The sequence below is a fragment of the Phocaeicola faecium genome (assembly GCF_014837055.1).
GTDB lineage: Bacteria > Bacteroidota > Bacteroidia > Bacteroidales > Bacteroidaceae > Phocaeicola > Phocaeicola gallinarum.
Map to the genome: position 1 here is coordinate 41,237 of NZ_JACSPQ010000017.1, position 26,630 is coordinate 67,866.

At 44.6% G+C, this 26,630-nt stretch carries 17 protein-coding genes, 1 other RNA gene and 1 pseudogene; 15 read left to right on the top strand and 4 right to left on the bottom strand.

What is annotated here, in order from left to right:
* Positions 1–8: 8 nt before the first annotated feature.
* The 10 genes and pseudogenes from H9626_RS11410 (at position 9) to H9626_RS11455 (ending at position 13,813) form a co-directional block, all read left to right on the top strand.
* On the top strand, positions 9–1,997 hold the full coding sequence (locus H9626_RS11410; RefSeq protein ID WP_191710536.1) for a retaining alpha-galactosidase: 1,989 nt from the start codon (positions 9–11) through the stop codon (positions 1,995–1,997).
* 243 nt (positions 1,998–2,240) lie between these two features.
* The gene (locus tag H9626_RS11415; RefSeq protein ID WP_191710537.1) at positions 2,241–6,191 is read left to right on the top strand and encodes a hybrid sensor histidine kinase/response regulator transcription factor; all 3,951 of its coding nucleotides are present in this window, start codon (positions 2,241–2,243) and stop codon (positions 6,189–6,191) included.
* A 261-nt stretch (positions 6,192–6,452) separates the two neighbouring features.
* Positions 6,453–7,541, top strand: a complete 1,089-nt coding sequence (locus H9626_RS11420; RefSeq protein WP_191710538.1) for an acyltransferase — start codon at positions 6,453–6,455, stop codon at positions 7,539–7,541.
* Positions 7,542–7,615: 74 nt separating this feature from the next.
* Complete coding sequence (locus tag H9626_RS11425; RefSeq protein WP_191710539.1) at positions 7,616–7,954, top strand: type II toxin-antitoxin system RelE/ParE family toxin; 339 nt, start codon at positions 7,616–7,618, stop codon at positions 7,952–7,954.
* A 5-nt stretch (positions 7,955–7,959) separates the two neighbouring features.
* Positions 7,960–8,292, top strand: coding sequence for a helix-turn-helix domain-containing protein (locus tag H9626_RS11430; RefSeq protein WP_191710540.1), 333 nt, complete (start codon positions 7,960–7,962; stop codon positions 8,290–8,292).
* Between the two features lie 408 nt (positions 8,293–8,700).
* Complete coding sequence (locus H9626_RS11435) at positions 8,701–10,515, top strand: hypothetical protein (RefSeq protein WP_191710541.1); 1,815 nt, start codon at positions 8,701–8,703, stop codon at positions 10,513–10,515.
* Positions 10,516–10,679: 164 nt separating this feature from the next.
* Positions 10,680–11,054 (top strand): DUF3244 domain-containing protein, encoded by a 375-nt coding sequence (locus H9626_RS11440; RefSeq protein WP_191710542.1) that lies wholly within the window; start codon positions 10,680–10,682, stop codon positions 11,052–11,054.
* A gap of 48 nt (positions 11,055–11,102) precedes the next feature.
* Positions 11,103–11,957: a hypothetical protein gene (locus tag H9626_RS11445; protein WP_191710543.1), complete on the top strand. Its 855-nt coding sequence runs from the start codon at positions 11,103–11,105 to the stop codon at positions 11,955–11,957.
* 575 nt (positions 11,958–12,532) lie between these two features.
* Positions 12,533–12,952 carry a hypothetical protein gene (locus H9626_RS11450; protein ID WP_178257093.1) on the top strand — a complete coding sequence of 140 codons (420 nt, stop codon included), beginning with the start codon at positions 12,533–12,535 and terminating at the stop codon, positions 12,950–12,952.
* Positions 12,953–13,035: 83 nt separating this feature from the next.
* Positions 13,036–13,813 (top strand): annotated as a pseudogene (locus tag H9626_RS11455) (class I SAM-dependent methyltransferase).
* Between the two features lie 114 nt (positions 13,814–13,927).
* Here H9626_RS11455 and H9626_RS11460 read toward each other — a convergent pair.
* Both H9626_RS11460 and H9626_RS11465 read right to left on the bottom strand, forming a co-directional pair.
* Complete coding sequence (locus H9626_RS11460) at positions 13,928–15,019, bottom strand: DUF4934 domain-containing protein (protein WP_306666767.1); 1,092 nt, start codon at positions 15,017–15,019, stop codon at positions 13,928–13,930.
* 153 nt (positions 15,020–15,172) lie between these two features.
* Positions 15,173–16,174: a malate dehydrogenase gene (locus H9626_RS11465; RefSeq protein WP_191710545.1), complete on the bottom strand. Its 1,002-nt coding sequence runs from the start codon at positions 16,172–16,174 to the stop codon at positions 15,173–15,175.
* A 309-nt stretch (positions 16,175–16,483) separates the two neighbouring features.
* Between H9626_RS11465 and H9626_RS11470 the strand changes: the two genes are divergently transcribed.
* The 5 genes from H9626_RS11470 (at position 16,484) to ssrA (ending at position 23,364) form a co-directional block, all read left to right on the top strand.
* Entirely contained in the window at positions 16,484–17,929 is a 1,446-nt protein-coding gene (locus H9626_RS11470; protein WP_191710546.1) for a CCA tRNA nucleotidyltransferase, read from the top strand.
* 313 nt (positions 17,930–18,242) lie between these two features.
* Positions 18,243–20,630, top strand: a complete 2,388-nt coding sequence (locus H9626_RS11475) for an anaerobic ribonucleoside triphosphate reductase (protein ID WP_191710547.1) — start codon at positions 18,243–18,245, stop codon at positions 20,628–20,630.
* 17 nt (positions 20,631–20,647) lie between these two features.
* The gene (gene nrdG, locus H9626_RS11480; RefSeq protein WP_191710548.1) at positions 20,648–21,157 is read left to right on the top strand and encodes an anaerobic ribonucleoside-triphosphate reductase activating protein; all 510 of its coding nucleotides are present in this window, start codon (positions 20,648–20,650) and stop codon (positions 21,155–21,157) included.
* A gap of 761 nt (positions 21,158–21,918) precedes the next feature.
* Positions 21,919–22,890: a type I phosphomannose isomerase catalytic subunit gene (locus H9626_RS11485; RefSeq protein ID WP_178255511.1), complete on the top strand. Its 972-nt coding sequence runs from the start codon at positions 21,919–21,921 to the stop codon at positions 22,888–22,890.
* A 77-nt stretch (positions 22,891–22,967) separates the two neighbouring features.
* Positions 22,968–23,364, top strand: a transfer-messenger RNA (tmRNA) gene (ssrA, locus tag H9626_RS11490).
* 64 nt (positions 23,365–23,428) lie between these two features.
* On the opposite strand, the gene H9626_RS11495 is transcribed toward ssrA, so the two are convergent.
* Both H9626_RS11495 and gltX read right to left on the bottom strand, forming a co-directional pair.
* Entirely contained in the window at positions 23,429–24,652 is a 1,224-nt protein-coding gene (locus H9626_RS11495) for a 3-deoxy-D-manno-octulosonic acid transferase (RefSeq protein WP_191710549.1), read from the bottom strand.
* A gap of 18 nt (positions 24,653–24,670) precedes the next feature.
* Positions 24,671–26,188 (bottom strand): glutamate--tRNA ligase, encoded by a 1,518-nt coding sequence (gene gltX, locus H9626_RS11500; RefSeq protein WP_191710550.1) that lies wholly within the window; start codon positions 26,186–26,188, stop codon positions 24,671–24,673.
* Positions 26,189–26,630 lie beyond the last annotated feature (442 nt).

Consider the following 26,630-nt stretch of genomic DNA (forward strand, 5'->3'; position numbering starts at 1 on the left):
TTACAGACATGAAGAAAATAGTTCTATTTTTATTTTGTTTGGTAACGTTTGGCGCGTATGCGCAGAAAACGTTTGAACTGAAGTCGCCCGACGGACGACTGGTCACTACTGTTAAGATAGGCGAACGGCTTACTTACGATATCCGCTGCAACGGGAAGCAGGTGTTGGCTGATTCTCCGTTGGGTATGACATTAGACGACGGCACGACGTGGGGCGAAAGTCCCCGCTTGTCGGGTACTTCGCGCAAGAGTGTGGATGAAGTGATAGCTTCGCCTCTTTACCGCCGCGCGCAGGTACGCGACCATTACAACGGATTGACCTTGAAATTCAAGAAGGGATGGAACGTAGAGTTCCGTGCCTACAACGATGGCATTGCCTACCGTTTCGTAAGCCGTGTAACGAAGCCGTTCAACATATTGGATGAAGAAGTAAGTTATTGTTTCCCTTCCGATGTAAAAGCCACGGTTCCTTACGTAGTTCCGCGGGCAAAAGACGGTACGCTCGAAGCACAGTTTTACAGTGCATTTGAAAATACGTATGTTACCGACAAACTCTCGAAACTGGATAAAAAACGCCTGATGTTCCTGCCGCTGGTGGTAGAGACGGAAGACGGGATAAAGGTATGTATCACCGAGTCTGATTTGGAAAGTTTTCCGGGACTGTATCTGTCGGCTTCCGAGGGTGGAAACAAGCTGACGGGGGTTCATGCTCCGTATCCGAAGAAGAGCATACAGGGCGGACACAACATGTTGCAGATGCTGGTAAAAGAGCGTGAGGCTTTCATCGCAAAGGTAGATGGCAGCCGTTCTTTCCCGTGGCGCATGGCGATTGTGGCTGCCGAGGACAAAGCGTTGGCTGAATGTGATATGACTTATTTGCTGGCTTCTCCGTCGCGCATTGACGATATTTCATGGGTGAAACCCGGAAAGGTGGCATGGGAATGGTGGAGCGACTGGAACTTAGACGGAGTGGACTTTGTGACAGGCGTAAATAACGATACCTATAAGGCATATATTGATTTTGCTGCACAAAACGGTTTGGAGTATGTAATTCTTGATGAAGGATGGGCAGTAAACCTGAAGGCAGACTTGATGCAGGTGGTAAAGGATATCGACCTGAAGGAGTTGGTTGATTATGCTTCCGCTAAGGGAGTGGGTATCATCTTGTGGGCCGGTTATTATGCTTTCGAACGCGATATGGAGAACATTTGCCGCCATTATGCCGAGATGGGGGTGAAAGGCTTCAAGGTAGACTTTATGGACCGCGATGACCAAGAGATGGTAGACTTTAACTACCGTGCGGCTGCGATGTGTGCGAAGTACAAACTGCTGCTCGACCTGCACGGCATGTACAAACCTTCGGGACTGAACCGTACTTATCCGAATATCTTGAATTTCGAGGGCGTCCACGGACTTGAAAACATGAAGTGGAGTACGGCGGAAGTCGACCAAGTAGAATACGATGTAACCCTGCCTTATATTCGTCAGGTGGCAGGCCCGATGGACTATACGCAAGGAGCAATGCGCAATGCAGTGAAAGAAAGTTTCTATCCGTGTAACTCCGAACCGATGAGTCAGGGAACACGCTGCCGTCAGTTGGCATTGTACGTGGTGCTGGAATCGCCGCTGAACATGCTGTGTGATACGCCGCAAAACTACGCACGCGAAGCTGAATGTGCGCAGTTTATCATGGATATTCCTACCGTGTGGGACGAAACCCGTGTACTCGACGGACGGATGGGCGATTACATCGTGACTGCACGCCGTAAAGGAGATGTTTGGTATATCGGCGGACTTACCGACTGGCAGGCACGCGACATTGAGATAGACTGCTCTTTCTTAGGCAACAAGAATTATGAAGGAGTTTTATATAAAGACGGAGTTAACGCACATCGCACAGGTAAAGATTATCGGTGTGTACCCGTTGAACTTAATGGAAATACTCGCCTGAAAATACATTTGGCTCCGGGAGGTGGTTTTGCTATCCGTGTGAAATAAAATTACTTTATCTGTTGTATTCCCCGTTTCTTACAGCGGAAGAGTTTCTCCTTCTGTAAGAGCGGGGATTATTTGTACATGCAAGCTGGATTTCTATATCGTACGACGTGATTCTTCTGCCAAATAACTGACTGATAAATATTCAACCGCGAAGACTTGAATTTAAAATCTTGTCAATAAAGATGCAAGATTGCGCTATTTTTCGTATTTTTGTAAAGAGAGAGTTGTTAATCATACGTCACGATGCTAAGAATTACTCATATATTATATTTCGTCCTGTTTAATCTTTGTCTGCTGTCATTGCACGGTCATGCCAATAATTTCAGATATTATACGATAAGTGAAGGTCTGTCGGTCAATGCGGTTTATTGCATTATGCAAGATTCGAAAGGCAGAATGTGGTTCGGAACGATTGACGGACTGCACAGTTTCGATGGCAATCAGATACAGGTATGGAGAGATTCGCAGGTAAAAACGTTAGGGCCTTGTATCTATACCGTGTTTGAGCACGAACAACAGCTTTATGTAGGCAGCGATGAAGGTTTGTCTGTATTTAATCTTTGTATGGAAAGTTTCTCGGAATTCGATGTCCGTACCGAAGCAGGCGAAGGCATTCGCACCCCCGTGAGGCAAGTAACGAAAGACAGCAAGGGAAACCTGTGGATATCGACATTCGGACAAGGCGTTTTCCGTTTCGACGTGCGGCAGGGGAAATTGTATCAGTACGTGTCGCCCGGCAAGTCAATCTCCGATTTCGTTTATTCGGTTACGGAAGACAGCTCCGGTACGATATGGCTCGCCACACAAGATGCAGGCATCGGGAGGTACATCCCTTCTAAAGATGTGTTTCAGCCTATTGCTTCCAATACGGTGAAAAGCATACGGGTGATATTCGAAGATTCGCGGAATAATCTGTGGGCGGGCAGCAATACAGAGGGGCTTTTCCGTTTGGATAAATCGAAGAAGCAATTAGTGTCTGCCGTAAAGCCCTTTGGGGTCAACCGTCCGCTTCAGGTCCGTAAAATCGTTGAGAAAGGTATAGGAGTCCTGCTGTTTGCTTCCGATGAAGGATTAACCGAATATGATACGAATACTGGGACAGTAACCTCGCTCAAGGTTGATAGCAGGCATCCCGACGGATTGAATGACAATTATTTGCATGAACTGTTCTTCGACCGTGAAGGTTCGTTGTGGATAGGAACCTATTTTGGAGGCGTGAATTACGTTTCTGCCACCGGAGACAATTACAAACATTATAACCGGAAAAACTCGCAGTTGAACGCACGCATCGTGAGCGTGTTTGCGAAGGCAGATAATGACAATTTATGGATAGGAACAGACGATGCCGGATTTTTCTACTGGAACAGGCAGGATAATACGTTTAAATCGTATTATTCGGCATCGGGTAAGTCTGTACCTTCTTATCATAACATTCATGCGCTGATGCAAGACGGGGATAAACTGTATGTGGGGATGTATATGGGCGGGTTAGACATTCTCGATTTGAAAACCGGAACATTTAAGAATTACAAGGCTACCTCTTCGCCGTATTCTCTTTATTCTTCGGAAGTATATGCGCTTTATAAAGATAAACGGAATCAAATTTGGGTAGGTACTACATTGGGCTTGAATAGATACGACGTGCAGAACGATAAGTTTGAACGTATCTATGAAGTTAAGTCGGCAGATGTTTCGTGTATCTTAGAGGACGCGGATGATTATTTATGGGTATGCTCGCTGAATAACGGCATCTTCCGCTTCAATTATAAAGCAGAGAAATGGGAACATTTTCATCGTTTTTCAGACAAAGAATCCCGGATTGCCACTGACCAGATTGTTACGGTATGTAAAGATGACAGAGGTGGCCTGTGGTTTGGCACTTACGGAAACGGATTGATGAAATACGATTATAAGAACGGAAACTTTGTAAAAATAGATTTACCTTCTTACATTCGGGTTATTCATAAAATCATTGCCGATAAGGGGCACTTATGGCTTACCACTAACAACGGACTGTATTGTTATGATGCTGCAACGGGAGAAACGAAATCGTATAACAAATACGATGGCTTGCAGGAGAACCTGTTTCTGCCCAATTCAGGAATCCAACTGTCCGACGGTACGATTATGGTAGGAGGCATTAATGGTTTCAATGAGTTTCATCCCGATAAAATCCGGAATAATATTCAGGTTCCAACCGTTATTCTTACCGATTTCCAGTTGTTTAACCAGCCGGTTAAGATTGGCAGCGAACATTCTCCGCTGGCTGCGTCGATTACCTATTCCGACCGTCTGACCCTGCGCCATGAACACTCCATGTTCAGTTTTACTGCCGTAACGTTAAGTTATACCAATCCGTCTAAAAACCTGTATCGGTATAAATTGGAGGGATTTGAAAAAGAATGGACAGAAACCGACCTGCCTCCTCGCGTAACTTATACCAATCTGCCTGCGGGGAATTATGTATTTCGGGTTAGTGCGTCGAATTCCGATGGAGTGTGGAATCAGGATGCGATAGCATTGCCTATTCAGGTGCTTCCTCCGTGGTGGCGGTCTATGCCTATGATTTTCTCTTATATTCTGATTTTCATCGGTAGTCTGGTGTATGTGTTTTATCGGATAAACCGGAAGCATCGTAACCGGATTGCGATACTGACCGTAGAGAAAGATAAGGAAATTTACCAAAGCAAGATAGAATTCTTCACCCATATCATGCACGAAATCCGTACACCGCTGACGCTTATATTGGCTCCGCTTGAAAATGTGATGCAGATGGATGGCTCGATAAAAGACGCACTGCCGAAACTGCAAGTCATAGAGCGGAACGGAAAGCGGCTGCTTACGCTGGTCAATCAGCTGATGGATTTCCGGAAGATAGAGTCCGGGCGCATGGATTTGGCGTTTACGGTAGTCGATATCAGGACATTGCTTGCCAATGTTTATCAGCGGTTCCAGCTTTCGGCAGAAGTAAAACAGATCGAACTGCTTACTACCATGCCCGACGAGGCTTGTTACGTGAAGGTAGATCAGGAGGCTTTTACCAAAATAGTAAGCAATTTGTTATCGAATGCCTTGAAGTTTACCGGCTCTCACATCTGGATTGACTTGGCGATTACCCCGGAAAGGCGTGTAGAGCTTTGCGTGAAAGACGACGGACAAGGTATTCCGGCAAAAGACCGTGAGAAAATATTCATGCCGTTTTATCAAGTAGCCGAAAACCGCAAAAGTGATTACGTGGGTACGGGCATCGGTCTTTCTTTGGTAAAGAAGCTGGTAGATATGATGAAAGGTGAACTGACCTTAGAGAGTGAGCCGGGCAAGGGAACCACGTTTGTTATTCGCTTTGACATGGCGGAATCGCCGGAAGTGAAACCCGATGAGGCATTGCCCCAAGTGAGTGGCCCGTCTGCTTCCAGCGGTGCGGCAGATACCGGGCGGTATCACATTCTGGTGGTAGATGATAATCAGGATATGAGGAATTATTTGCAGGCGTTGTTGTCTGATTATCGGGTGACGTGTGCGTCTGACGGCAAAGAGGCATGGGAACTGTTGCCGAAAATCATGCCCGACTTAATCATCAGCGATGTGATGATGCCCGTAATGAGCGGTATCCAGCTTTGCCGCAAAGTAAAAGAAAACCTTTTGGTTAGCCACATCCCGGTAATTATGCTGACGGCAAAGGCTACAGCCGACGATTACGTGGAAGGTTTTGAAAGCGGCGCCGACATTTATATCGAGAAGCCATTCTCTGCCGATGTGCTGAAAGCCCAAATAGCCAGCCTGTTCAAGAACAGGGAGCGGAGCAGGAAGGAGTTTAAGTCGGAACCGATGGCTTCGCCGGCAGGCATGTCGTGCTCGAAGTTAGACTCCGCCTTTATGGAAAAGGTAGCCAAGATAGTGGAAGAACGGATGACCGATCCTGATTTTACTGTAGACATCTTGGCGCAAGAGGCAGGCATATCCCGTTCCGGCCTGTTCAACAAGCTGAAAGCCATAGCCGGCATGACCCCGAACGATTACGTCCGCCTGATCCGCTTGAAAAAAGCTGCCGTGCTTTTGGCGGAAGAAGGTTTGTCGAGCAGTGAAGCCTGTTTCCAAGTGGGCTTTTCTTCACCTTCTTATTTTGCCAAATGCTTCCAGACCCAGTTTGGTGTCTCGCCCACCGAGTTCAGAAAGAAATATACGGCACAATAGCGGCAAGCTGAACCGTATTTGTTGTTTTTTGCACCGTTATTCTTATTTCCCTTTGTTCTTCTTTGTTAGTTTTGCGGCATGAAAAACATTCAGGGCCTGTATTTAAACAGGCTCTGAGTTTCTGCAAAAAGTTTTTCTTGACTTGATGTATGCGTCCTGAGTGTGCAGGGCGGATGTTTTCGGGCGTATGCGATACGCCCCTACATCGGTAAACGGATATTCATCAAACAACATTTTATAATCGAAAAACAGAAAAGAAGAATGAAGCGTATTGTTTTCTTAGATTACTTGCGAGTGTTTGCTTGTTTCCTTGTAATGGTAGTTCATGCCAGTGAGAATTTTTACGGAGCCGCCGGTTCGACGGATATGGCGGGGCCTCAGTCTTATCTTGCCAGCGAAGCCGACCGCCTGTGGGTTTCTGTTTACGACGGACTGTCGCGCATGTCTGTGCCGCTGTTCATCATCGTTTCCGCCTATCTGCTTGTGCCGATGAAAGAAGATGTTACCCCGTGGCAGTATTACCACCGGCGTTTTAAGCGCATCCTGCCGCCTTTTATCGTGTTTATGATACTGTACAGTACGCTGCCTTTGCTGTGGGGGCAGATAAGTGCGGAAACCTCTGCCAGATACTTGTCGCGTATTCTGCTGAACTTCCCCACACTTGCCGGACACCTGTGGTTCATGTATCCCCTTATCAGCATTTACCTGTTTACGCCGGTCATCTCGCCGTGGCTGCGTAAGGCTACGCCGAAAGAAGAACTGTTCTTTATCGCGCTGTTTGCCCTGTCTACCTGTATGCCTTACCTCCACCGCTGGTTTGGGGAACTGTGGGGAGAATGTTTCTGGAACGAATACCATGCGCTGTGGTATTTCTCAGGCTATTTGGGTTACGTGGTGCTGGCGCATTACATACGGGTACACCTGAAGTGGGGCCGCTCTAAACGCTTGGCGGTAGGAACGGCGCTTACCGTTGTGGGAGCGTTGTGGACCATCGGCTCGTTCTACGTGCAAGCCGTGCCCGGTGTCGTACATTCTACGCCGGTTATCGAGATAGGCTGGGCGATGTGTACCATCAACTGCGTGATTGTAACCGCCGGAACCTTCCTGCTGTTTACGTGCATCCGCTCAGAGGAAGCTCCCAGAATGGTTACGGAAATGTCGAAGCTGAGTTACGGTGTGTACCTGATGCACATCTTCTGGTTAGGGCTGTGGGTAACCGTGTTTAAGGTCGATTTGGCTCTGCCCACCGTAAGCGCGATACCGTGTATAGCGTTTGCCACGTTCGTATCTTGTTTCATTACTGCCAAAATCATTTCGTACGTACCGGGTAGTAAGTGGATTATCGGGTAACAAATCAGAATTGCCGCCAAAAGTTTGCTTGTAAGGAAACAAAGCGGTAACTTTGTACTCGCAATCAAGGAGCGATGGAAAAATACATAAAGTTGATAATGAGCGATGAGGCTAAGGATTTTGTAAGGCAACAGCCTCTGAAAGCACAGCAGAAGATAGCGTATAATATCCGTAAGTTGGAATGCGGAATTATGGATAAAGAACTTTTTAAAAAACTGGAAAATTCTGATATATGGGAATTACGGACTCTGTTCAATGGCGTGTGTTACCGACTTTTTGCTTTCTGGGATACGGAAATAGAAGCATTGGTAGTGATAACCCACGGGATAGTGAAGAAAGCGCAAAAAACGCCTAAAAAAGAGATAGAAAGGGCAGAGGCGATAAGAAAGGAATATTTCAATAATAAAAACTGAAGGTTATGGCAAAGATGACATTTACTCCTGCCGATGATTGGGTAGATGAGGTTTGGGGGAAAGTAGGTACTCCTGAAAGGGATGAAATGGAAGCCCGCATAAAAGAGGAAGCTCAGGCTTATTATATTGGAAAGGCTATCAAAGACGAACGGCTTAAGCAGCACCTTACCCAAGAGGAGTTAGGAGCTAAGATCGGTGTGAAAAAATCTCAGATTTCCAAACTTGAAAGTGGTAAATGTGTTATTACCCTCCCCACCATGAGCAAGGTTTTCAAGGCTCTGGGATTCGGTTCTGCTTCTCTTGATTTGGGCGTTGGCGGTAAAGTGGCTTTGTGGTAAAAGGGCTTTGAATTTTCAAAAAGGGGCTGTCTCAAAGACAGCCTCTTTTTTTGTCTTCCGAAAAATTGTTTAACTTCGCGTTTAGAGCTTGTTTGAGCATTGTTCCGGCTCCGTTTCGGGGCATGAAAAACGCTTCCCATAGCGTTGGTCTGTTCTACCCATAGAACCGGATAACTTATCCGCATGGGTTAGGCAACGCTTCCCATAGCGTTTTTTGAAGGAAAATGGAGGTCGGTTTCGCCCCTGCCAAGCCGGAAAATCGGAACAGCTCTGAAACCACAAGGTGATGTCCGCATCCCGCCAAATGGCTTGTAGGGGCGTATCGCATACGCCCGAATCCATCCGCGTTTACATGGGCAGGTGGCGGATATCCATAACCAAAATATGAACAAGACAAAGTAGGAAGCCATGAAACGATTGATATGGGGGATTATTAGCGTGCTGGTATGCTCTTGTGCAGGTTGCGGCACGAAGCAAGAGGGCGAAGTTGCCTTACGGGAACTGACGCGGGCAGAAAATGTGATGTTCGATTATCCGGACAGCGCGTTACACATCCTGCAAGCCATGCCTGTACCCGCAGGCGAGGAGCAACATGCCCTTTGGTGTCTGCTCACCACGCAGGCTGCCTACAAGCAGTTCCTCCCCATCCCTTCCGACTCGCTTATTCGTATCGCCTACGATTATTACCGGAATACGGACGATGCACGCCGCAAGGCGATGGCGGCACTTTATATGGGCGGGGTAAATTATGATTTGGGGCGTGCCGAGCAAGCGATACGTTACTATGCGGAAGCCGATAAATACGCCGCATTGACAGATGATTATACGCTTCGGTATTTGATCATGTCGTCGCTCGGTACTGTTTATTTGTATCGTGATTTGGCGGATTATGCGTTAGAAAGCGGCAGGAAGGCTTATGAATATTCGCGTAAATCTCCTTATAGGAGGTATGAAGTCGATGCTTTAATAGGTTTGGGAAGGGCTTATTGTTTGAAAAACAGTTTAGACACGGCTATCGTTTATTATCATCGGGCGATTGATCTTGCATCGATTTCAGATTCTGCAAGTGTGACAGCTATTGAAAGAGAATTAGCCGGTATCTATATCAATAGAGGTGATCATCGGCAAGCCCTGTCTTTGCTGCAAAACATTATTACCAAAGACAAAAGTCCTCAGTTTTTCTATTGTTTGGGAGAAACCTATCTGAATTTAGAGCGATACGATTCTGCTCATTATTACCTGACGCAAGCCTTACATGGGGCTAATCTATATACCCGCACCGCCACGTATGAATGTTTGTTCCGTTTGAGCCATCAGCCGGCATACCGGAAATATATGGGCGCTTATGGCGACTCGCTGTTTGTTTATCAAGATTCTGTGCTTGAGTTAGATAAAGGCAAAGAGATTATTGCCTATAAAGAGAAATACAAGCATCAGAAGTTGGTTAATGAAAACCAGCGGTTGGAATTGGAAAAGGCGAAAGTCGTTTATTGGTTGATGCTGTTTGTTATCCTTGTCCTGTTTTTAGTGGCTTTGTTTATTTATATTCATTTGCGCCGCCAAAAGGCTTTGCGCCGGAAAGAAGAAGAACTGAATAAGCTGGTTCTGTCGCTTCATGAAAACGAAGCCCTGATTAAGCGCAATACCAATTACATTGCTGCGTTAGAGGCTGAAATAGCTCAAAGCAGCGATACGGCGGAACAGTTGGAAGAACAACAGAAATTGGTATCTACCCTTCAGGATGAAAACCGCCGGTTGCAGACGGAAAACGGTAAACTGAAAAACCGGATAGAGCATCAGGACGTATCGTCGTACGACTCTACGGAGATAAAGCGGATTGCGGAGGAACTTTATGCGGTGAAACAGCAAAAAGAACATCTGTCTGCTTGGCTTGTGGAAAAACATCCCTATTTGTCTGCTTTACACAGCCGCCCCGTTTACCTGAAAGATGAAGATTTGAAGCAACTCCGGCAGCTTACCGATGTGATATATGCCGAGTTTTGCCGGCGGCTGCACACGGATGTACCGGCATTGAGCGACAATGAAATCACGCTTTGCTGCCTGATAAAACTGCGTTTCACGGTTTCAGAAATAGCAGTCTTATTAGGCATATCCGCATCGTCTGTCTCTACGGGAAAGTTCCGCATCAAAAACAAAATCTATACGGCATTGGGTATTCCTCCAAAGAAGATTAGCCTTGATTTATGGATTTGGGGGTATTGAAAGATGATGTATAGATTGCTTTAAACGGGTTTTATTGTAAGTGGCTTATTATCATTATAATACGCTTTTTACTCTTTCTTCATTTGTCTATATGAAGTCTATATGAGTTTCTTGTAATTTTAGGGCTTCATACTTAATTTTGTCTTATTCAAAAACCAATTATTATGAGACCAAAGTTAAGTATTTTATTCTTTTCCATTTTCCTTTTTAGCATGGAGAGCGTGATAGGGAAAATGGGAGCTTCTTGTTTGGAATGGGAAGGAAAATGGAAAAATTATGAGCGTAGTTTGGATGGTATTCCTATAAGCGGTCAAGTAGCGGATAATCTTTTAATTTTATCCAATGACCGTCCGGATAGGGATATTGTTATCACTTTTATGGATAGTTCGGGAATAGTTATTTTAGAAAAGTATGTTCCTCAATCCCAATCAGCCTATGTAATACTTCCCTTAGAGGAATTGCCCGATGGCAATACCTATATGATAGTAGTGACCAGTTCGAATCCTTCGGATAGGATTTATGCGACTTTTGAAAAGTGATATGCCTTTATTAAAATAAGATTGTTAACATTTAAAAAGGAGGTTTTTATGAAAAAAATTGTTTATTTATTCGTTTGTTTAGGTGTCATCTTATTTAGTGCTTGTGCAAATGATGTACCTACCAGTGTAGAGGACAACTCAGAAACAAGAATAGAGTTGAGCGAATATGAAGATGCTTCTGCATTGCATAGTATAGTATTGGATTGTGCTGCCGAAATAGTCAAAGAGCAAAATGTTACTTTAGATCAATTAACACAATATCAGGCATATACGGTAACCCAAGATGCAGTGCTAAGAGGAGTCCAAAAGTATATCTCACAAAGGGAAGGTAGAAGTCTTACTTCAACAGAACAAAACACACTAAAGGCAGAAGTAAGTAATTATTGGAACGATTCAAGTAGTAGAGCTTTAATGAAGAAAATTGCACAAAGTTCTACTCCTATAAATCCAAATACCGGGAATGCTGATTTAAACACTTTATACACGAGATGTAAAATTAAGCCGGAAGCTCAAAAATATCTAAATAAGATGTTTGGTAATATGGATCTTCCAAATTATGAAAGTTATCTTGATGGTTTGGTTATGGATGTATGGTCTACCGCATCCGGGCTATCTAGTGATGAAAAGTTAAGTTTGATAAATGTTATAACGGTAACTAAAGATAGTTATCAATATTGGAATCGGAATGTACCGATGACACGTTTAAGCAGAACTGCAAAAAGTATTATTATATCTGATGCTGTAGGTGGAGTTTGGGGATTTTTCAAAGGGCTTGGTAGATCAGCTGGAAGTCTTATATTTGGACCCGGTGGAGCAGTGCTGACCATAACAGGATCAGTAATAGTAGGTGCTGCAGAAAGTTCTGTAGGAGCAGCTATTACGGAAGGCTTATTAAGGATATGATGATTTCGGCTCCTTTAGATATTTATGCAGTTTTGTTTCTGACATTGATTCCTATAACGTTAATTTTGTTGTGCTTTAACAAGAAAGTAAAGGCATATTTGAAAAAGCACGAAATCATAGATGGCTTTGTAGATACTACATTGTTATTGTCTATTTGGTTTATAGGTAATCATTTTGTAGACTGGAAACTGTCTGCAATAATAGCAATAGCTTTGACATGGATAGTATGGAAAAAAAGGTCTTAGAGATATTTCAATAAAAAATGCATCCCTGATTTCGTTGCTTAAAAGCCTATCTGTATTTATAAATATTTATAGAAGATGTGTTTTTAGTGATGAAGTCAGGGGTAAACAATAAGGTAGTCAAGCGGAAATTCGGACTCACCATTTAAGGTAAAGTATGTGCGGAATTATTTTTGTACTTCTTGCTTTTATTTGAGTTGTTGATATAGAGAAAAGGTATTTTAAAAATGTTTTGCAAGTTTGATATCTATGCAAATACAGCAAGTGAAAACTGTAACGCTTACTTTTGATTGAAATAATGATACTTGAAATTAGTCATTAACACAGTATATTATGTATAAACAGAAAACACGCTTTTATTCGGTATTACTACTTATTCTTTGTAACATTATTCTTATAAGTTGTAGTAATGATGATGAGTTACAAACAGATAGTTTGACTCCGCAAGACTTGTATCAAACATCTTGGAGAGGAAGAGGACACTGTGATGCTTGGGCATATCCTGATATGGCTGTCGGTATGCAATTTATTAGTACGGAGAAAGGTAAAGTTATTTGGGAAAATTATAATCCGATAGATGTTACTTACACGATAGAAGGGAAATATATTACCTTCAATAGCACTGCGCAATATTTGGCAGGTTCTCCGTGGCTGATTAAAAGTTATACCAAAAACCATATAACGCTTATACAGAATGAAGCAAGTCCGGATAAAGAAAAAATAGCGGTGATAGAACTTGACAAGATTGAGTAAAATGATGGATAAGATTAAGCTAATGTAAATAAAAACTGTGTATCTTTGACCTATAAAATAGATTCAGGAAAAAAAGTTATAGTATGCAACAAAGGCATTTAGACAGGTACGCCTATTTTAATGACCTTGCCGTAACTTCCCGCGATTTCTACATCGGTTATCTCGGGAAGTTCATCCGTTTATACCCGGGAATGAAGGTCTTGGAATTAGGCTGTGGAGAAGGAGGAAACTTGCTTCCGTTTGCTGAGGCGGGATGCGAAGTAACCGGCATTGATATTGTGAAAACCAGAATAGAGCAGGCGGTGGAGTTTTTTGCACGGAAGAAAGCAAAAGGGACTTTTATCTGTTCGGACATTGCTGATGTTTCAGAAGACATTGGAAAGTTCGAACTAATTATAATACATGATGTTATAGAACATATTCCGGGGGGAGAAACTTGCCGTTATAACTAAAGCCAAAAGTCTGTTGAAAGACGGCGGCATTATCTTTTGGGGCTTCCCTGCTTGGCAAATGCCCTTCGGCGGTCATCAGCAAATCTGCCGGAACCGTATCCTTTCGCATCTGCCCTATATTCACTTACTGCCCGCGCCGCTATATAAACTGTTGTTAAGGATGGGGAAAGAAGACGACTCTTGTGTACGTGAACTGTTAAGCATAAAGTCTTGCGGTGTTTCCATCGAACAGTTTGAGCGGATGATGAGGCAGACAGGCAGTGAAGTTATCGACAAGATTTATTGGTTCATCAACCCGCATTATAAGCGGAAATTTGGGTTCACCCCTAAGAAACTATACGGTTGGGTAGGGAAGCTAAAGTATCTGCGGAACTATTTCTGTACTTCTTGCTTTTATTTGAGTCGTTGAAATAGAAGAAAGATGTAAAAATTGCCACCATCAAGTTAGAAGTGCCACTTGATGGTGGTAATTTTTCGACCGCTTAAAATGACAATATATTGTTGGTCGTTTTTTTCAGATACTTTATTCTTTCAAATGATAAATGCAGAGAGTTGATTCATTACTGTTTTCATTCTTGTCAGGAGTCCAAGTGACGAGACAATTATACAGATTTGAAGATATGGGTATGCCTATTGAGGAAGTTGAATTAGTATTGATGGACAGTTCCTTGAATATCTTCAGATTGTTGTCTGTTTGTGAGTAAAGCAAATAGAATGCTTCTGGTTTGTCGTAATATCCCCATACAGACAGCAGATAACGTTTCCCGTAGATGAACCATATCGGGAAAAAATACCCTTCTTGTACATTTACGCAAGTGGCAATCCCCGGAAAAGAACGGGCTGTCTTCTGTTTGATATCCAGTAAGATATCAGCATACAGTGAATCATTTCGGTAAGTATAAAAACAGTTCTCTTGCGGTGAGAATAAGCCAATAGAATGGTCTCCATGCAGATAGAAGTTGCGCCACGGCATAGATAGAATGGGATATTTGGTCTCATTATTGAGTATGTTCGAGGTAAGCTTTCCCTCTGTGTTCATTTTCCATAATCCGTTGGGATTGTTATGCACATAATAGGATGTAAAGCAAAGCAGGGTACTGTCAGTATCCATAACAATATCCGAACTGATTTTCCCGTGTTTGATGGTTTGTACGTATTGCCCATCGAAAGTATAGATGTTTATTTTTAGGCTTTTGTTGTCTGCTATGTAAATATAGTCTTGTCGTATCCAAAAGTGATTTATATCTATATATTCCTCCGGTCCTTCTCCTCGTTTATCCAAAAGATATAGTAGCGTCCCTTTGTCGTTAAAGCAGAATATTTTCTTTTGTTTTCGGTCTAATATGAAAATATTAGAATTATCGATAAATGCTTGTCTGGCTTCTCCTATGAACTGTTCTTTGGGGAGCTTTAAGGAGATGTTTTGTACAGAAGATGTGATATCGGAAATATATAACGTATTTGAAGTTTGGTTGAAATCTACTTGTACTGTTTGTTCTGCGGAAATGGATTGTTGCTTATATGAGGTTGAGGTACATCCACATATTATTAAAAGTAATAAACCTGTGTAATAAAATGCTTTTGTTTTCATAGATGGCTGTGTGATGATACACATGGCTGAAGATATTGGAATTGTTTTTTCATCATAATATGATTTGAGGCTTGAGTAAAGGTTATAGTATAAGTGTAATATAAGTATGATAGTTTATGATATTTAGATACACTAACTATCCCTTATATTACACTTAAATGGTAATCTTATGTAAGATTATTTAATGTTCGGGTTCAAAGCATTCCATTCTGCTACCGGAGGAAGAACGCCCATAGCGATAACTTCGTCACGCAATTCGCAGAGGTGAGCGTAGCTCTTATCCAAAGCAGCTTGTTCTTCCGGAGTTCCGTTCAATTCTGCGCAGTGGCAACCATCGGCAGTGATTGAAGTTTCCCATGCCATCATGATGTGGTCGTACTTGTCGTTTGATACGTAAGTACCTGCCGGCCAACGGAAAGCCTTGCCGCCCATAGCAGCACCAATCATTTCGATTGATACGTAAGCCGGGCTTTGGAATGAAGAACGTCCGCGCAATGCGATGATGTTTGCACCGCCTTTAGTTACTTTCTGTTGGATTTCTGCCCATTGTTCTTTAGTCAAAGCGTCAGTACCGATGATGTCGGTCAACGGTTTGCCGTTTACTTTAGCCGTAGAAGCGAATACTGCCATCTGTTCGCCGTGGCCACCGTAAGTACGGCAGTTTTCAACAGCGTCCATAGAAACACCGAAATGTTTAGCCAATTCGCTGCGCAGACGAGTAGAGTCAAGAGCAGCCAAAGTAGTAACCTGACCCGGTTTCAAACCAGAGTACAGCAAAGTAATCAAACCGGTAATATCAGCCGGGTTGAAGATAACCACGATGTGTTTTACATCCGGGCAGTACTGTTTAACGTTCTTACCGAATTCTTCAGCGATGGCAGCGTTACCTTTCAGCAAGTCTTCACGAGTCATACCTGCTTTACGGGCAGCACCTCCTGAGTTTACGATATATTTAGCACCTGTCAGCGCTTCTTTGATATCTGAAGTGAAAGTTACGTTAACGCCTTCGAAACCGCAGTGGTATAATTCTTCAGCTACGCCTTCCAAACCCGGAGCATACGGGTCATACAAACAGATGTTCGGAGTCAAACCCATCATAATGGCTGTTTGAGCCATGTTAGAACCGATCATGCCGGCAGCACCAACAATGGTAAGCTTTTCATTTGTTACAAATTCCATAATTCTTATTATTTAAGTTTGTTATAATATGTGATTTCTCTTTCACGGCTACAAAGATAAAAGTTTCTGGGATAAAAATGAATTTTTGCCTTGCCAAAAATAAATTCGAACGGGTGGCTTTCACGTTAATTACGGAATAATTTCACTATTTTTAATCGGTACCTTCCCCGATTTGCAAACAGCAGGTTGCATTTTGTGTGTTTAAGAGGCGGTGATTCGAAGTGGCGGAGGCTTTTTGGATGCTTTGCTTTTCCACCCGCCCGTTTTTTTGTAATTTTGTCGCCTCATATAATAAAGTTGAATATATACATGGAATTAAAGGAACACTTCAGCAGCAAGATATTCAGTTTAATCTCTCAGACGGCAGACGAACTCGGATTGGAATGTTACGCCGTAGGCGGATACGTTCGTGATATATTTCTGAATCGTCCTTCGAAAGACATTGATATCGTTGTTGTGGGGAGCGGAATCGAAATAGCGGAGGCATTCGGCAAAAAGTTAGGTAAAGGTGCGCGGGTGTCGGTTTTTAAAAATTTTGGAACGGCTCAGGTTAAGTATCATGATACGGAGGTGGAGTTCGTGGGAGCGCGCAGGGAATCGTACAGTCACGACAGCCGGAAGCCGGTGGTGGAAGATGGTACTTTGGAGGATGACCAGAACCGGCGAGACTTTACGGTAAACGCCATGGCGGTGTGTCTGAACAGTGAGCGCTTCGGAGAGCTGGTAGACCCGTTTGGCGGACTGGAGGACTTGAAAGAACGCACGTTGCGTACGCCGCTCGACCCCGATATAACCTTTAGCGACGACCCGCTGCGTATGATGCGTTGCGTACGTTTCTCGGCGCAGCTTAACTTTTACATCGACGATGAAACCTTTGCCGCGCTGGAGCGTAACCGCGAGCGCATTAAAATTATCTCGCGTGAACGTATTGCAGATGAGTTGAACAAGATTCTTTTGTCTCGTACGCCCTCAAAAGGCTTTGTGGAACTCGACCGCTGCGGATTGCTGGAATTGATATTCCCCGAACTGGTGGCGCTGCAAGGTGTGGAAGTGCGTAACGGACGCGGGCATAAGGACAATTTCTATCATACGCTGGAGGTAGTAGATAATATCTCGAAAGTAACCGATAATCTTTGGTTGCGCTGGGCGGCATTGCTTCATGATATCGGAAAGCCACGCACCAAACGTTGGGAGCAACGCGCCGGGTGGACGTTCCATAACCATAACTTCGTGGGCGAAAAGATGATTCCCGACCTGTTTCGCCGCATGAAGTTGCCGATGAATGAAAAGATGAAATACGTACAGAAGTTGGTAGGGCTTCACATGCGTCCCATTGTGATAGCAGACGATGTGGTAACCGATTCGGCGGTGCGCCGTTTGCTTTTTGAAGCCGGCGATGACATCGACGACCTCATGACCCTGTGTGAAGCAGACATTACTTCGAAGAACGAAACCCGCAAACAGCGTTTTTTGGATAACTTCCGTCTCGTACGTCAGAAACTGAAAGACTTGGAGGAAAAAGACCGTATCCGGAATTTCCAGCCGCCCGTAGACGGAGGAGAAATCATGCACGTATTTCAGCTTCAGCCTTGTCGGGAAATCGGAAAACTGAAAAGCAGTATTAAGGATGCAATTCTGGACGGGGTAATCCCTAACGAACACGATGCCGCTTTTGCCTATATGCTTGAGCAGGCTCGCGGTATGGGGTTGCAACCCGTGAATCTGCCCGAAAATTTCAGTAGTGGACAAGGATGACTGTTGATGCCCGGCCATGTATGGTGAAAATAGTTTGGGATAATTAGGCTCGGATTTGTTATATAAAACTTTTCTGTTTTTGCAAGATTAAAATGTAATATAAATAACAAGTTGTCCGTTTATCGCTCTCAGTGTACCTTAAAAGGTGTTTTTACTATTTGAAGTTGTCTAATTTAGATAATCCGATAAAAACTCTGTTTTATTTTCAGGAAAACTTGATTTATCTTTGTCTTGCCTTCCAGACGATGAATGTCCGTCATTAGGCAGGCAGAGATAAACCAATGTTTTACCCTTTCAGAGTAAGAAACGGATTATGAACCTATCAGAGATTTGCATCATCAAGCGCGACGGAAAACAGGAACGTTTTTCGGCAAGTAAAATAACAGGAGCCATCGGTAAAGCGTTCGAAGCGACCGGGTTGGACAAACACGATGAGTCCATCGAAGAAATCACCCGCCGGGTTATTGCTCACTTTACGGGGAATACCGTAGGAGTGGAGGAGATACAAGACCTTGTGGAAACCGAACTGATGAAGGTACAGCCCGAGGTGGCGAAGAAGTACATCATCTATCGCCAATGGCGAAATACCGAGCGCGAACGCAAAACTCACATCAAGCATGTGATGGATGGCATCGTGGCGATTGACCGTAACGATATCAACCTGAGCAATGCCAACATGTCGAGCCATACGCCTGCCGGACAGATGATGACTTTTGCTTCGGAAATAACCAAAGATTATACGTATAAATACCTTCTGCCCAAACCTTACGCCGAAGCACATCAGTTGGGCGACATCCATATCCACGATTTGGATTATTACCCCACGAAAACCACTACCTGCATCCAGTATGATTTGGACGATCTGTTCGAGCGCGGGTTTCATACCAAGAACGGAAGCATCCGTACCCCGCAGTCCATCCAAAGTTATGCTACGCTGGCTACCATTATTTTTCAGACCAATCAGAATGAGCAACACGGCGGGCAGGCAATCCCTGCTTTCGACTTCTTCATGGCGAAAGGTGTGCTGAAAAGTTTCCAAAAGATAGTTGCCTCCATGCTTTCGTTCTGCATCGAGATGAAAGGGCAGGCGGTAGACGAACGCACGTTGCTTGAGGTGGTAAGGCTTCACGTTGCTACCATCCTGCTTGGTGAGTCGGAAAAGTCGGCGTTAGTCTCCGTTCTGAACGGGCAGGGTTTCGACGTAACCACCGATGAACTGACACATATATTATATAAGGCGTATGCCCAAACGCGCAAAGATACTCATCAGGCAATGGAAGGGTTTATCCATAACCTGAATACGATGCACTCGCGCGGTGGCAATCAGGTGGTGTTCAGCTCCATCAATTACGGTACGGATACTTCGGCGGAGGGACGCATGGTTATCCAAGAATTGCTGCGTGCCACGGTAGAAGGACTTGGCACGCGCGGCGAAGTTCCCGTGTTCCCCATCCAGATATTCAAGGTAAAAGACGGTGTATCGTATTCGGATGCCGATTATGAACGTGCGATGAAAGACTTCGATGCGGCACTCGCAGGAGAAATGACGTTCGAAGCCCCGAACTTCGACCTTTTCTTGCAAGCCTGCCAAACAACGGCTAAAGCTCTTTTCCCGAACTTCATGTTTCTCGACACTCCCTTTAACCGGCATGAGAAATGGCGTGCCGACGACCCGAAACGTTACCGCTACGAGTTGGCTACGATGGGATGCCGTACGCGCGTATTCGAGAACCTGAATGGCGAGAAAACCTCTTTAGGCCGGGGAAATCTCTCGTTTACCACCATGAATCTGCCGCGCCTTGCCATCGAAGCACGTATCAAGGCAGAAAGTATGGCAGACAACCATACCCCCGACGCCGTGGAGCGTGAGGCGAAAGCAATCTTCCTTGACGCAGTGCGAGAAATGTCGGGCTTCATTGCCGAACAACTCTATACCCGCTACCGGTATCAGCGCACGGCGTTGGCACGACAGTTTCCGTTCATGATGGGTAACAACGTATGGAAAGGCGGCGGACAGCTCAACCCGAACGATGAAGTGGGCGACGTGTTGGATCAGGGTACGCTGGGCATCGGCTTTATAGGCGGGCATAACGCAATGGTGGCACTTTACGGGAAAGGACACGGACACAGCCGCAAGGCGTGGAATACGTTATACGAGGCCGTAGAGGTGATGAACGAAGTGGCGGATGCCTATAAGCAGAAGTACCGTTTGAACTATTCGGTTCTTGCTACGCCGGCAGAAGGACTGTCGGGACGCTTTACGCGGATGGACAAACGGAAGTATGGTATCATCGAAGGTGTGAACGACCGCGATTATTATGTCAACTCCTTCCACGTAGATGTGAAAGAGCCTATCAGTATTATCGAAAAGATAAAATGCGAGGCACCGTTTCATGCTTTGACGCGCGGCGGACATATCACCTATGTTGAACTGGATGGCGAAGCGCAGAAGAACGTGCGTTCCATCGCTAAAATCGTGAAAGTGATGCACGACGAAAACATCGGCTACGGCTCGATTAACCATCCGGTGGATACTTGTCATCATTGTGGCTATAAGGGTGTTATCTACGATAAGTGCCCGATTTGCCGTAGTGAAAACATCCTTCGTATGCGCCGCATCACCGGTTATCTGACGGGCGACCTGAATAGCTGGAACTCGGCGAAGCGTGCCGAAGAGCATGACCGCGTAAAACATGCCTGACTTTGTAGATAGCCGTTATGCTTCATTATTTATATACCTATCCTGAAACCATTGTCGATGGCGACGGCATCCGTTATTCCATTTATCTTGCCGGATGCAGTCACCGTTGCAGGGGATGCCACAATCCGGAATCGTGGAATCCGCAGGCAGGAAAACCGTTGACCACCGACGTGTTAGATGGAATGATAGCTGAAATCAAGGCTAATCCGCTGCTCGACGGCGTAACTTTTTCGGGCGGAGACCCTTTCTTTAATCCCGAAGAATTTCTCGTCGTGCTGCGCCGGGTGAAAGAACATACGGGGATGAACATCTGGTGTTATACGGGCTACGTGTACGAAGACCTGCTGGCAGACGCCTCGCGGCGTCCGCTGTTGGATTATATCGACGTGTTGGTAGACGGGAAATTCATCGCCGAGCTGTATTCTCCTTATTTGGAATTCCGGGGAAGCAGTAATCAGCGCATTTTGAAACTTGCCGGTTTGCTCCGGAAAAACGCTACCGTTAGCGTTACTCATCCCATGCGGTAGCGTTGCCCGGTTCTTCCCATAGCGTCAGACTGTTCTATGGGTAGCGTTTTTAGAGCCATCCCAAGAGCTTGTTCAAGCCTTCTTAAAATTAGGATAATTAACATTACCGCCCGATTGCGGCAAACGAGGTTGTTTTTTCGTTAACTTCGTTTGCCGCATTTTTATGTTGTAGCGCATCTTTTTTGTTTTTGCCCCTTCAGCAGGCAGATAGAAGGCATAGATAGGCGTCTCTTCTTGATATAAATCATGAAAACGCTATATTATCTAAAAAACAAGTACCTGCTTATTGCTATATACAAATAAATCCCTACCTTTGTATCGTGGTTGTGAAACCAGAAGATATAAAAGATACAAAAAGGTATTAGACTTTGATATTAAGGTAAATTAAGGTATTAGGTTTAAGGTAAAAAAGAAGATTTGTTTAGTATTAGCTTAAGGTTAGTAAAAGGTATTAGTTAAAAGAAAAAGGTAAAAGTTTTCAGGTATTAAGTTGAAAATAGGTTTTTAAGATTGTTTTTTAAGGTAGAAGAGAAAAGGATAACAAAACCTTTAATGATCAAATCTAAGATGAAAAAAGAACCCATTAATGGGGGTTCTTTTAAGAAGTCGGCGGGTCTCGATACGGTAGACACGCCTTTTTATTTTCCCTTATTTCCAAGAAGATGCTGTGCCGGTCGCTAAAAATTGTGACTGAAAACATCCGTTTTTACGGCGAAATGCTTACTTTTGTAACAGTTCTAACCCTAAAAACTATAAATAGTATGTATCCATTAAAATTTAATCCGATTTTAAAATCTACCATTTGGGGCGGAGATAAGATTATTCCTTTCAAACACCTTGATTGCCAGCAGGCACAAGTGGGAGAAAGCTGGGAAATATCGGATGTTCCGGGCGACGAATCAGTAGTAGCCAATGGAGCAGATGCCGGTAAAAACCTCACTCAGATGGTCGATGAATATAAGGGAGCATTGGTAGGAGAAGCAAATTACAAACGTTTCAACGGAAAATTCCCTTTGTTGATTAAGTTTATTGATGCGCAAGACGATCTTTCTATTCAGGTTCATCCTAATGATGAATTGGCTATGAAACGCCATAACTCAATGGGTAAAACCGAAATGTGGTACGTTATCGACAATGCCAACGGCAAGGCTCACTTGCGTTCGGGACTGAGCAAGCAAATCACGCCCGACGAATATGCAGCCATGATTGCCGACAATACCATCTGCGACGCATTGGCAGATTATGCTGTGAAGCCGGGTGATGTGTTCTTCCTTCCCGCCGGACGTATTCATAGCATCGGTGCCGGATGTTTCATTGCTGAAATCCAGCAAACCTCAAACATCACTTACCGTATCTACGACTTTAACCGTAAGGATAAAAACGGCAACACCCGCGAACTGCATACGGAACTGTCGAAAGATGCTATTGATTACAGCGTGGAAGCCGATTACCGTACACACTACGAGCCGAAGCAGAACGAGCCGGTAGAATTGGTAACCTGTCCGTATTTCACCACATCGGTATACGACCTGAGCGAAAACATGACGATGGATTACAGCGAGTTAGATTCGTTTGTTATCTATATCTGCATGGAAGGAGCTTGTTCGATAACCGATAACGAAGGCAATACGGTAGAGCTGCAGGCAGGAGAATCAGTACTTTTCCCGGCAACAACGAAGACACTCGAAGTAGTTCCGCAAGGAAAAGTAAAATTCTTGGAAACTTACGTATAAATGAATAATTCAGGCGCAAATTTTGGAGAATCGGAATAAAACTCTTAGCTTTGCGCCTGATATATACAAAAACATCCGGGGTTGTTTGGTTTTGACAGCGAGAGATGTGGTATGTAAGCATGCAGTGCGTCGGTGATTTGCACTATAATCTCAGTTACTCAACAATTATCTGGCAACGAAAATTACGCTCTCGCTGCTTAATCGAAGTACAGTAGATTAGCTTTATTTCCGTCACAGTGATGGAAACGAGACATCGCTCAAAAGCTCTTGTTCCGAAGCGTTTGATCCAGCGGTGCAGCAAATTCGGGAATAGTTCCGGCATAGTCCCGCAGTCGGAATGAAGTTTTAGGGACTAAGGTACAGGTTGGTGGCTCTGGTCTTGCCTGTACACGAAAACCGAAGGCAGAGATAAGCATGTAGAAAGCATATGGCTTCCTTGTTTGGACGAGGGTTCGACTCCCTCCAGCTCCACGGAAAATAAAATCCGCTTCATTCTATCAAGATGGAGCGGATTTTATTGTAAAATTAACTTGTCTCATTAAAACCTCAACCGATTCATGATTCTTGTTAAAGCGCCGGCATTATCTCTTACATAATTACCGGCTCGTTTTCCGGATTTGTCGAGAAAACTGTAATTGGAAAGTAGCTTATCCATCAGTTCGTTGAAGTCTTTTTTTCCATGTATTTCAAGTCCTCCGCCGCAGGATTTTAATCCTTGAGCCTCGCTGAACTTCTGATTGTTCGGTCCGAAAATAACGGGAATGCCATAAACGGCAGCTTCGAGCGTGTTGTGGATGCCTACGCCGAATCCTCCTCCGATGTAAGCTATTTCTCCGTAGCGGTAGATGGAAGACAGTAACCCGAAACAGTCGATGATGAGGCAGTCTGCCTGACGGATGTTTTCTGCCGTGGCGTGTGTGTAGCGTACGGCAGGGCGGTGCAGTTTGCTCATTATTTCTTTCAGATGACTTTCATCGATTACGTGCGGAGCGATGATAAGTTTCATTTCGGGGTGGGCATTGAAGTAGGGGATGAAAATATCCTCGTCCGGAGCCCACGAACTGCCGGCAACGAATGTTTTTTCGTTCGTTCCTTTAAATGCTTCTACCAAAGGAAGTTCTTTGGCTTGCCGACAGATGTCTATCACGCGGTCGAAGCGAGTATCGCCGGAGATGGTTACGTCGGTCACTCCGATGCTTTTCAGCAGGCGTACCGATTCTTCATTCTGAACGAACAGGTGGGTGAATGTTTTAAGCACTTTGCGATAACCCGTTCCGTACCAACGGAAAAAGATTTGTCCGGGACGGAATATGGATGATACGCTATATGTGGGGATATTTCGCCGATGCAGTTCATTCAGGTAGTTCTGCCAAAATTCATATTTGATGAAGAACGCCATGCAGGGCTGTGCAAGCTCGATAAAGCGTTTGGCGTTACGGGGCGTATCGAGCGGCAGGTAGCACACCACATCGGCACCTTTATAATCTTTACGTACTTCGTAGCCGGAAGGCGAGAAGAATGTTTGCAGGATGCGGTATTGCGGATATTGTTTGCGGATGGCTTCGATAAGCGGACGTCCTTGTTCAAACTCTCCGAGCGAGGCAGCATGAAACCAGATGTATTTTTCTCCCGTCTTGATTTGGCTTTTCAGGATAGAGAACGTTTCTTTTTCTCCTTTCACCATCCGGGATACTTTTTTATTGAAAAGTGCTGCCACGCGGACAGCACTTATATATAAGGTAATGATGAGATTATAAATCATAGTAGTTTCTGCTGAAGTTTATTTAAGCACTTCTATCGCACGGCGCATACGTCTTACGGTTTCTTCTTTGCCCAATACGGCAGAGATGTCGAACATGTGCGGCCCTTTTCCTTCGCCTACCAACGTCAGACGGAAAGCGTTCATGATATTTCCCAAATGATAGCCTTTGTCTTCAATCCATTTCATAACCACTTCTTCTTGGTGTGCCAGTGAGAAGTCATCAAGCGATTCCAGTAAGTCGGCAAGTTCGGTCATACGTTCTGCCGAATCCTCTTTCCAGCGTTTTTTTACTGTTTTCTCGTCGTATTCGGTTGGAGCCACGAAGAAGAATTTGCAGGTATCCCACAGCTCTTTGATGAAACTTACACGGCCTTTCATCAGTCCTACCACCGTTACCACGGTTTCCATCGGAGCTTCGATGCCGTGTTCGCGCAGAATCGGCATAAAGAGTGTAGCGATTTCTTCATCGCTCTTCATCAGAATGTATTCGTGGTTGAACCATTTCCCTTTTTCGTAGTCGAACTTAGCTCCTGCCTTGCTGCAACGATGCAGGTCGAACAGCTTGATTAGTTCGTCCATCGACATGATTTCTTGGTCGTTTCCCGGATTCCAACCCAACAGCGCGAGGAAGTTAATCACTGCTTCGGGCAAGTAGCCGGATTCGCGGTATCCTGAAGACACTTCACCTGTTTTGGGGTCGTGCCATTCCAGCGGGAATACGGGGAATCCCAGACGGTCTCCGTCGCGTTTGCTCAATTTCCCGTTTCCGTCGGGCTTCAGCAACAAAGGCAAGTGGGCAAATTGCGGCATTGTGTCTTCCCAGCCGAATGCACGGTATAACAATACGTGCAGCGGGGCAGACGGCAACCATTCTTCGCCACGGATTACGTGAGATACTTCCATCAAATGGTCGTCTACGATGTTTGCCAAGTGGTAAGTAGGCAGTTCGTCTGCCGATTTATATAATACCTTATCGTCGAGGATGGAAGAGTTTATAACCACTTCGCCGCGAATTAAGTCGTGTACGTGTACGTCTTCGTTCGGCTCTATCTTGAACCGCACTACGTATTGTTTGCCTTCGGCTATCAGTTGGTCGACTTCTCCTTTGCTCATCGTCAGTGAGTTGCGCATCGAAGTACGTGTCGAAGCATCGTATTGGAAGTTAGGGATTTCCTTGCGTTTTGCGTCCAGTTCTTCGGGCGTGTCGAAAGCGATGTAGGCTTTGCCGTTATCCAGTAATACCTGTACATATTTCTTATAGATGTCCCGGCGTTCCGATTGGCGGTACGGACCGTAATTACCTCCGAAACTTACCCCTTCATCGAACTTGATACCCAGCCATTTGAACGATTCGATGATATACTCTTCTGCTCCCGGTACGAAGCGGTTTGAGTCGGTATCCTCGATGCGGAATATCAGATCGCCTCCATGTTGGCGTGCAAACAGGTAATTATACAGGGCAGTGCGTACACCGCCGATATGCAATGCTCCGGTCGGGCTCGGAGCAAAACGAACTCTAACTTTTCTTTCAGACATAGTGGAGATTTTATCTAATTTCTTAAAATTCAAAATTGGTTGTTCCTTTAATTGCCACAAAGATAGATATTTCTTTTTTAATTCTTTACATATTTTAGGACAGGCTTTGTTTTCGGGTAGCAATTTGTCGGAATTTAAGATTTTATAGGCTGATTCGATGACTTCCGGATAGCTTCTTTATACTTTTATCCGGTTTTGTCAAGACCTGAAAACGCTTCCCATAGTGTAAGGTCGTTCTATGGGAAGAACAGGCAAACTCTACCGCATGGGATGAGTAACGCTAACGGTAGCGTTTTCGGAGGTGTTTCCTGAGAATTTTTTCTTTTGTTTTTGCAGGGGACGGGATAGTTTGAATGGCTTCACTGCGCAAAAAAATACCCGCACCTTATCGGGGTGATAAAGTGCGGGTATTTTTTAGTGTACCCAAACTAAACAACGGCAG

Excerpts from the sequence above, each read along its gene's own strand:
- H9626_RS11435 (WP_191710541.1), top strand. The coding sequence starts at position 8,701 with ATGAAACGATTGATATGGGGGATTATTAGCGTGCTGGTATGCTCTTGT.
- H9626_RS11465 (WP_191710545.1), bottom strand. The coding sequence starts at position 16,174 with ATGGAATTTGTAACAAATGAAAAGCTTACCATTGTTGGTGCTGCCGGC.
- H9626_RS11440 (WP_191710542.1), top strand. The coding sequence starts at position 10,680 with ATGAGACCAAAGTTAAGTATTTTATTCTTTTCCATTTTCCTTTTTAGC.
- H9626_RS11460 (WP_306666767.1), bottom strand. The coding sequence starts at position 15,019 with ATGTGTATCATCACACAGCCATCTATGAAAACAAAAGCATTTTATTAC.
- H9626_RS11425 (WP_191710539.1), top strand. The coding sequence starts at position 7,616 with ATGGAAAAATACATAAAGTTGATAATGAGCGATGAGGCTAAGGATTTT.
- H9626_RS11485 (WP_178255511.1), top strand. The coding sequence starts at position 21,919 with ATGTATCCATTAAAATTTAATCCGATTTTAAAATCTACCATTTGGGGC.
- H9626_RS11415 (WP_191710537.1), top strand. The coding sequence starts at position 2,241 with ATGCTAAGAATTACTCATATATTATATTTCGTCCTGTTTAATCTTTGT.
- H9626_RS11495 (WP_191710549.1), bottom strand. The coding sequence starts at position 24,652 with ATGATTTATAATCTCATCATTACCTTATATATAAGTGCTGTCCGCGTG.
- H9626_RS11420 (WP_191710538.1), top strand. The coding sequence starts at position 6,453 with ATGAAGCGTATTGTTTTCTTAGATTACTTGCGAGTGTTTGCTTGTTTC.
- H9626_RS11470 (WP_191710546.1), top strand. The coding sequence starts at position 16,484 with ATGGAATTAAAGGAACACTTCAGCAGCAAGATATTCAGTTTAATCTCT.
- nrdG (WP_191710548.1), top strand. The coding sequence starts at position 20,648 with ATGCTTCATTATTTATATACCTATCCTGAAACCATTGTCGATGGCGAC.
- H9626_RS11475 (WP_191710547.1), top strand. The coding sequence starts at position 18,243 with ATGAACCTATCAGAGATTTGCATCATCAAGCGCGACGGAAAACAGGAA.
- H9626_RS11430 (WP_191710540.1), top strand. The coding sequence starts at position 7,960 with ATGGCAAAGATGACATTTACTCCTGCCGATGATTGGGTAGATGAGGTT.
- gltX (WP_191710550.1), bottom strand. The coding sequence starts at position 26,188 with ATGTCTGAAAGAAAAGTTAGAGTTCGTTTTGCTCCGAGCCCGACCGGA.
- H9626_RS11445 (WP_191710543.1), top strand. The coding sequence starts at position 11,103 with ATGAAAAAAATTGTTTATTTATTCGTTTGTTTAGGTGTCATCTTATTT.
- H9626_RS11450 (WP_178257093.1), top strand. The coding sequence starts at position 12,533 with ATGTATAAACAGAAAACACGCTTTTATTCGGTATTACTACTTATTCTT.
- H9626_RS11410 (WP_191710536.1), top strand. The coding sequence starts at position 9 with ATGAAGAAAATAGTTCTATTTTTATTTTGTTTGGTAACGTTTGGCGCG.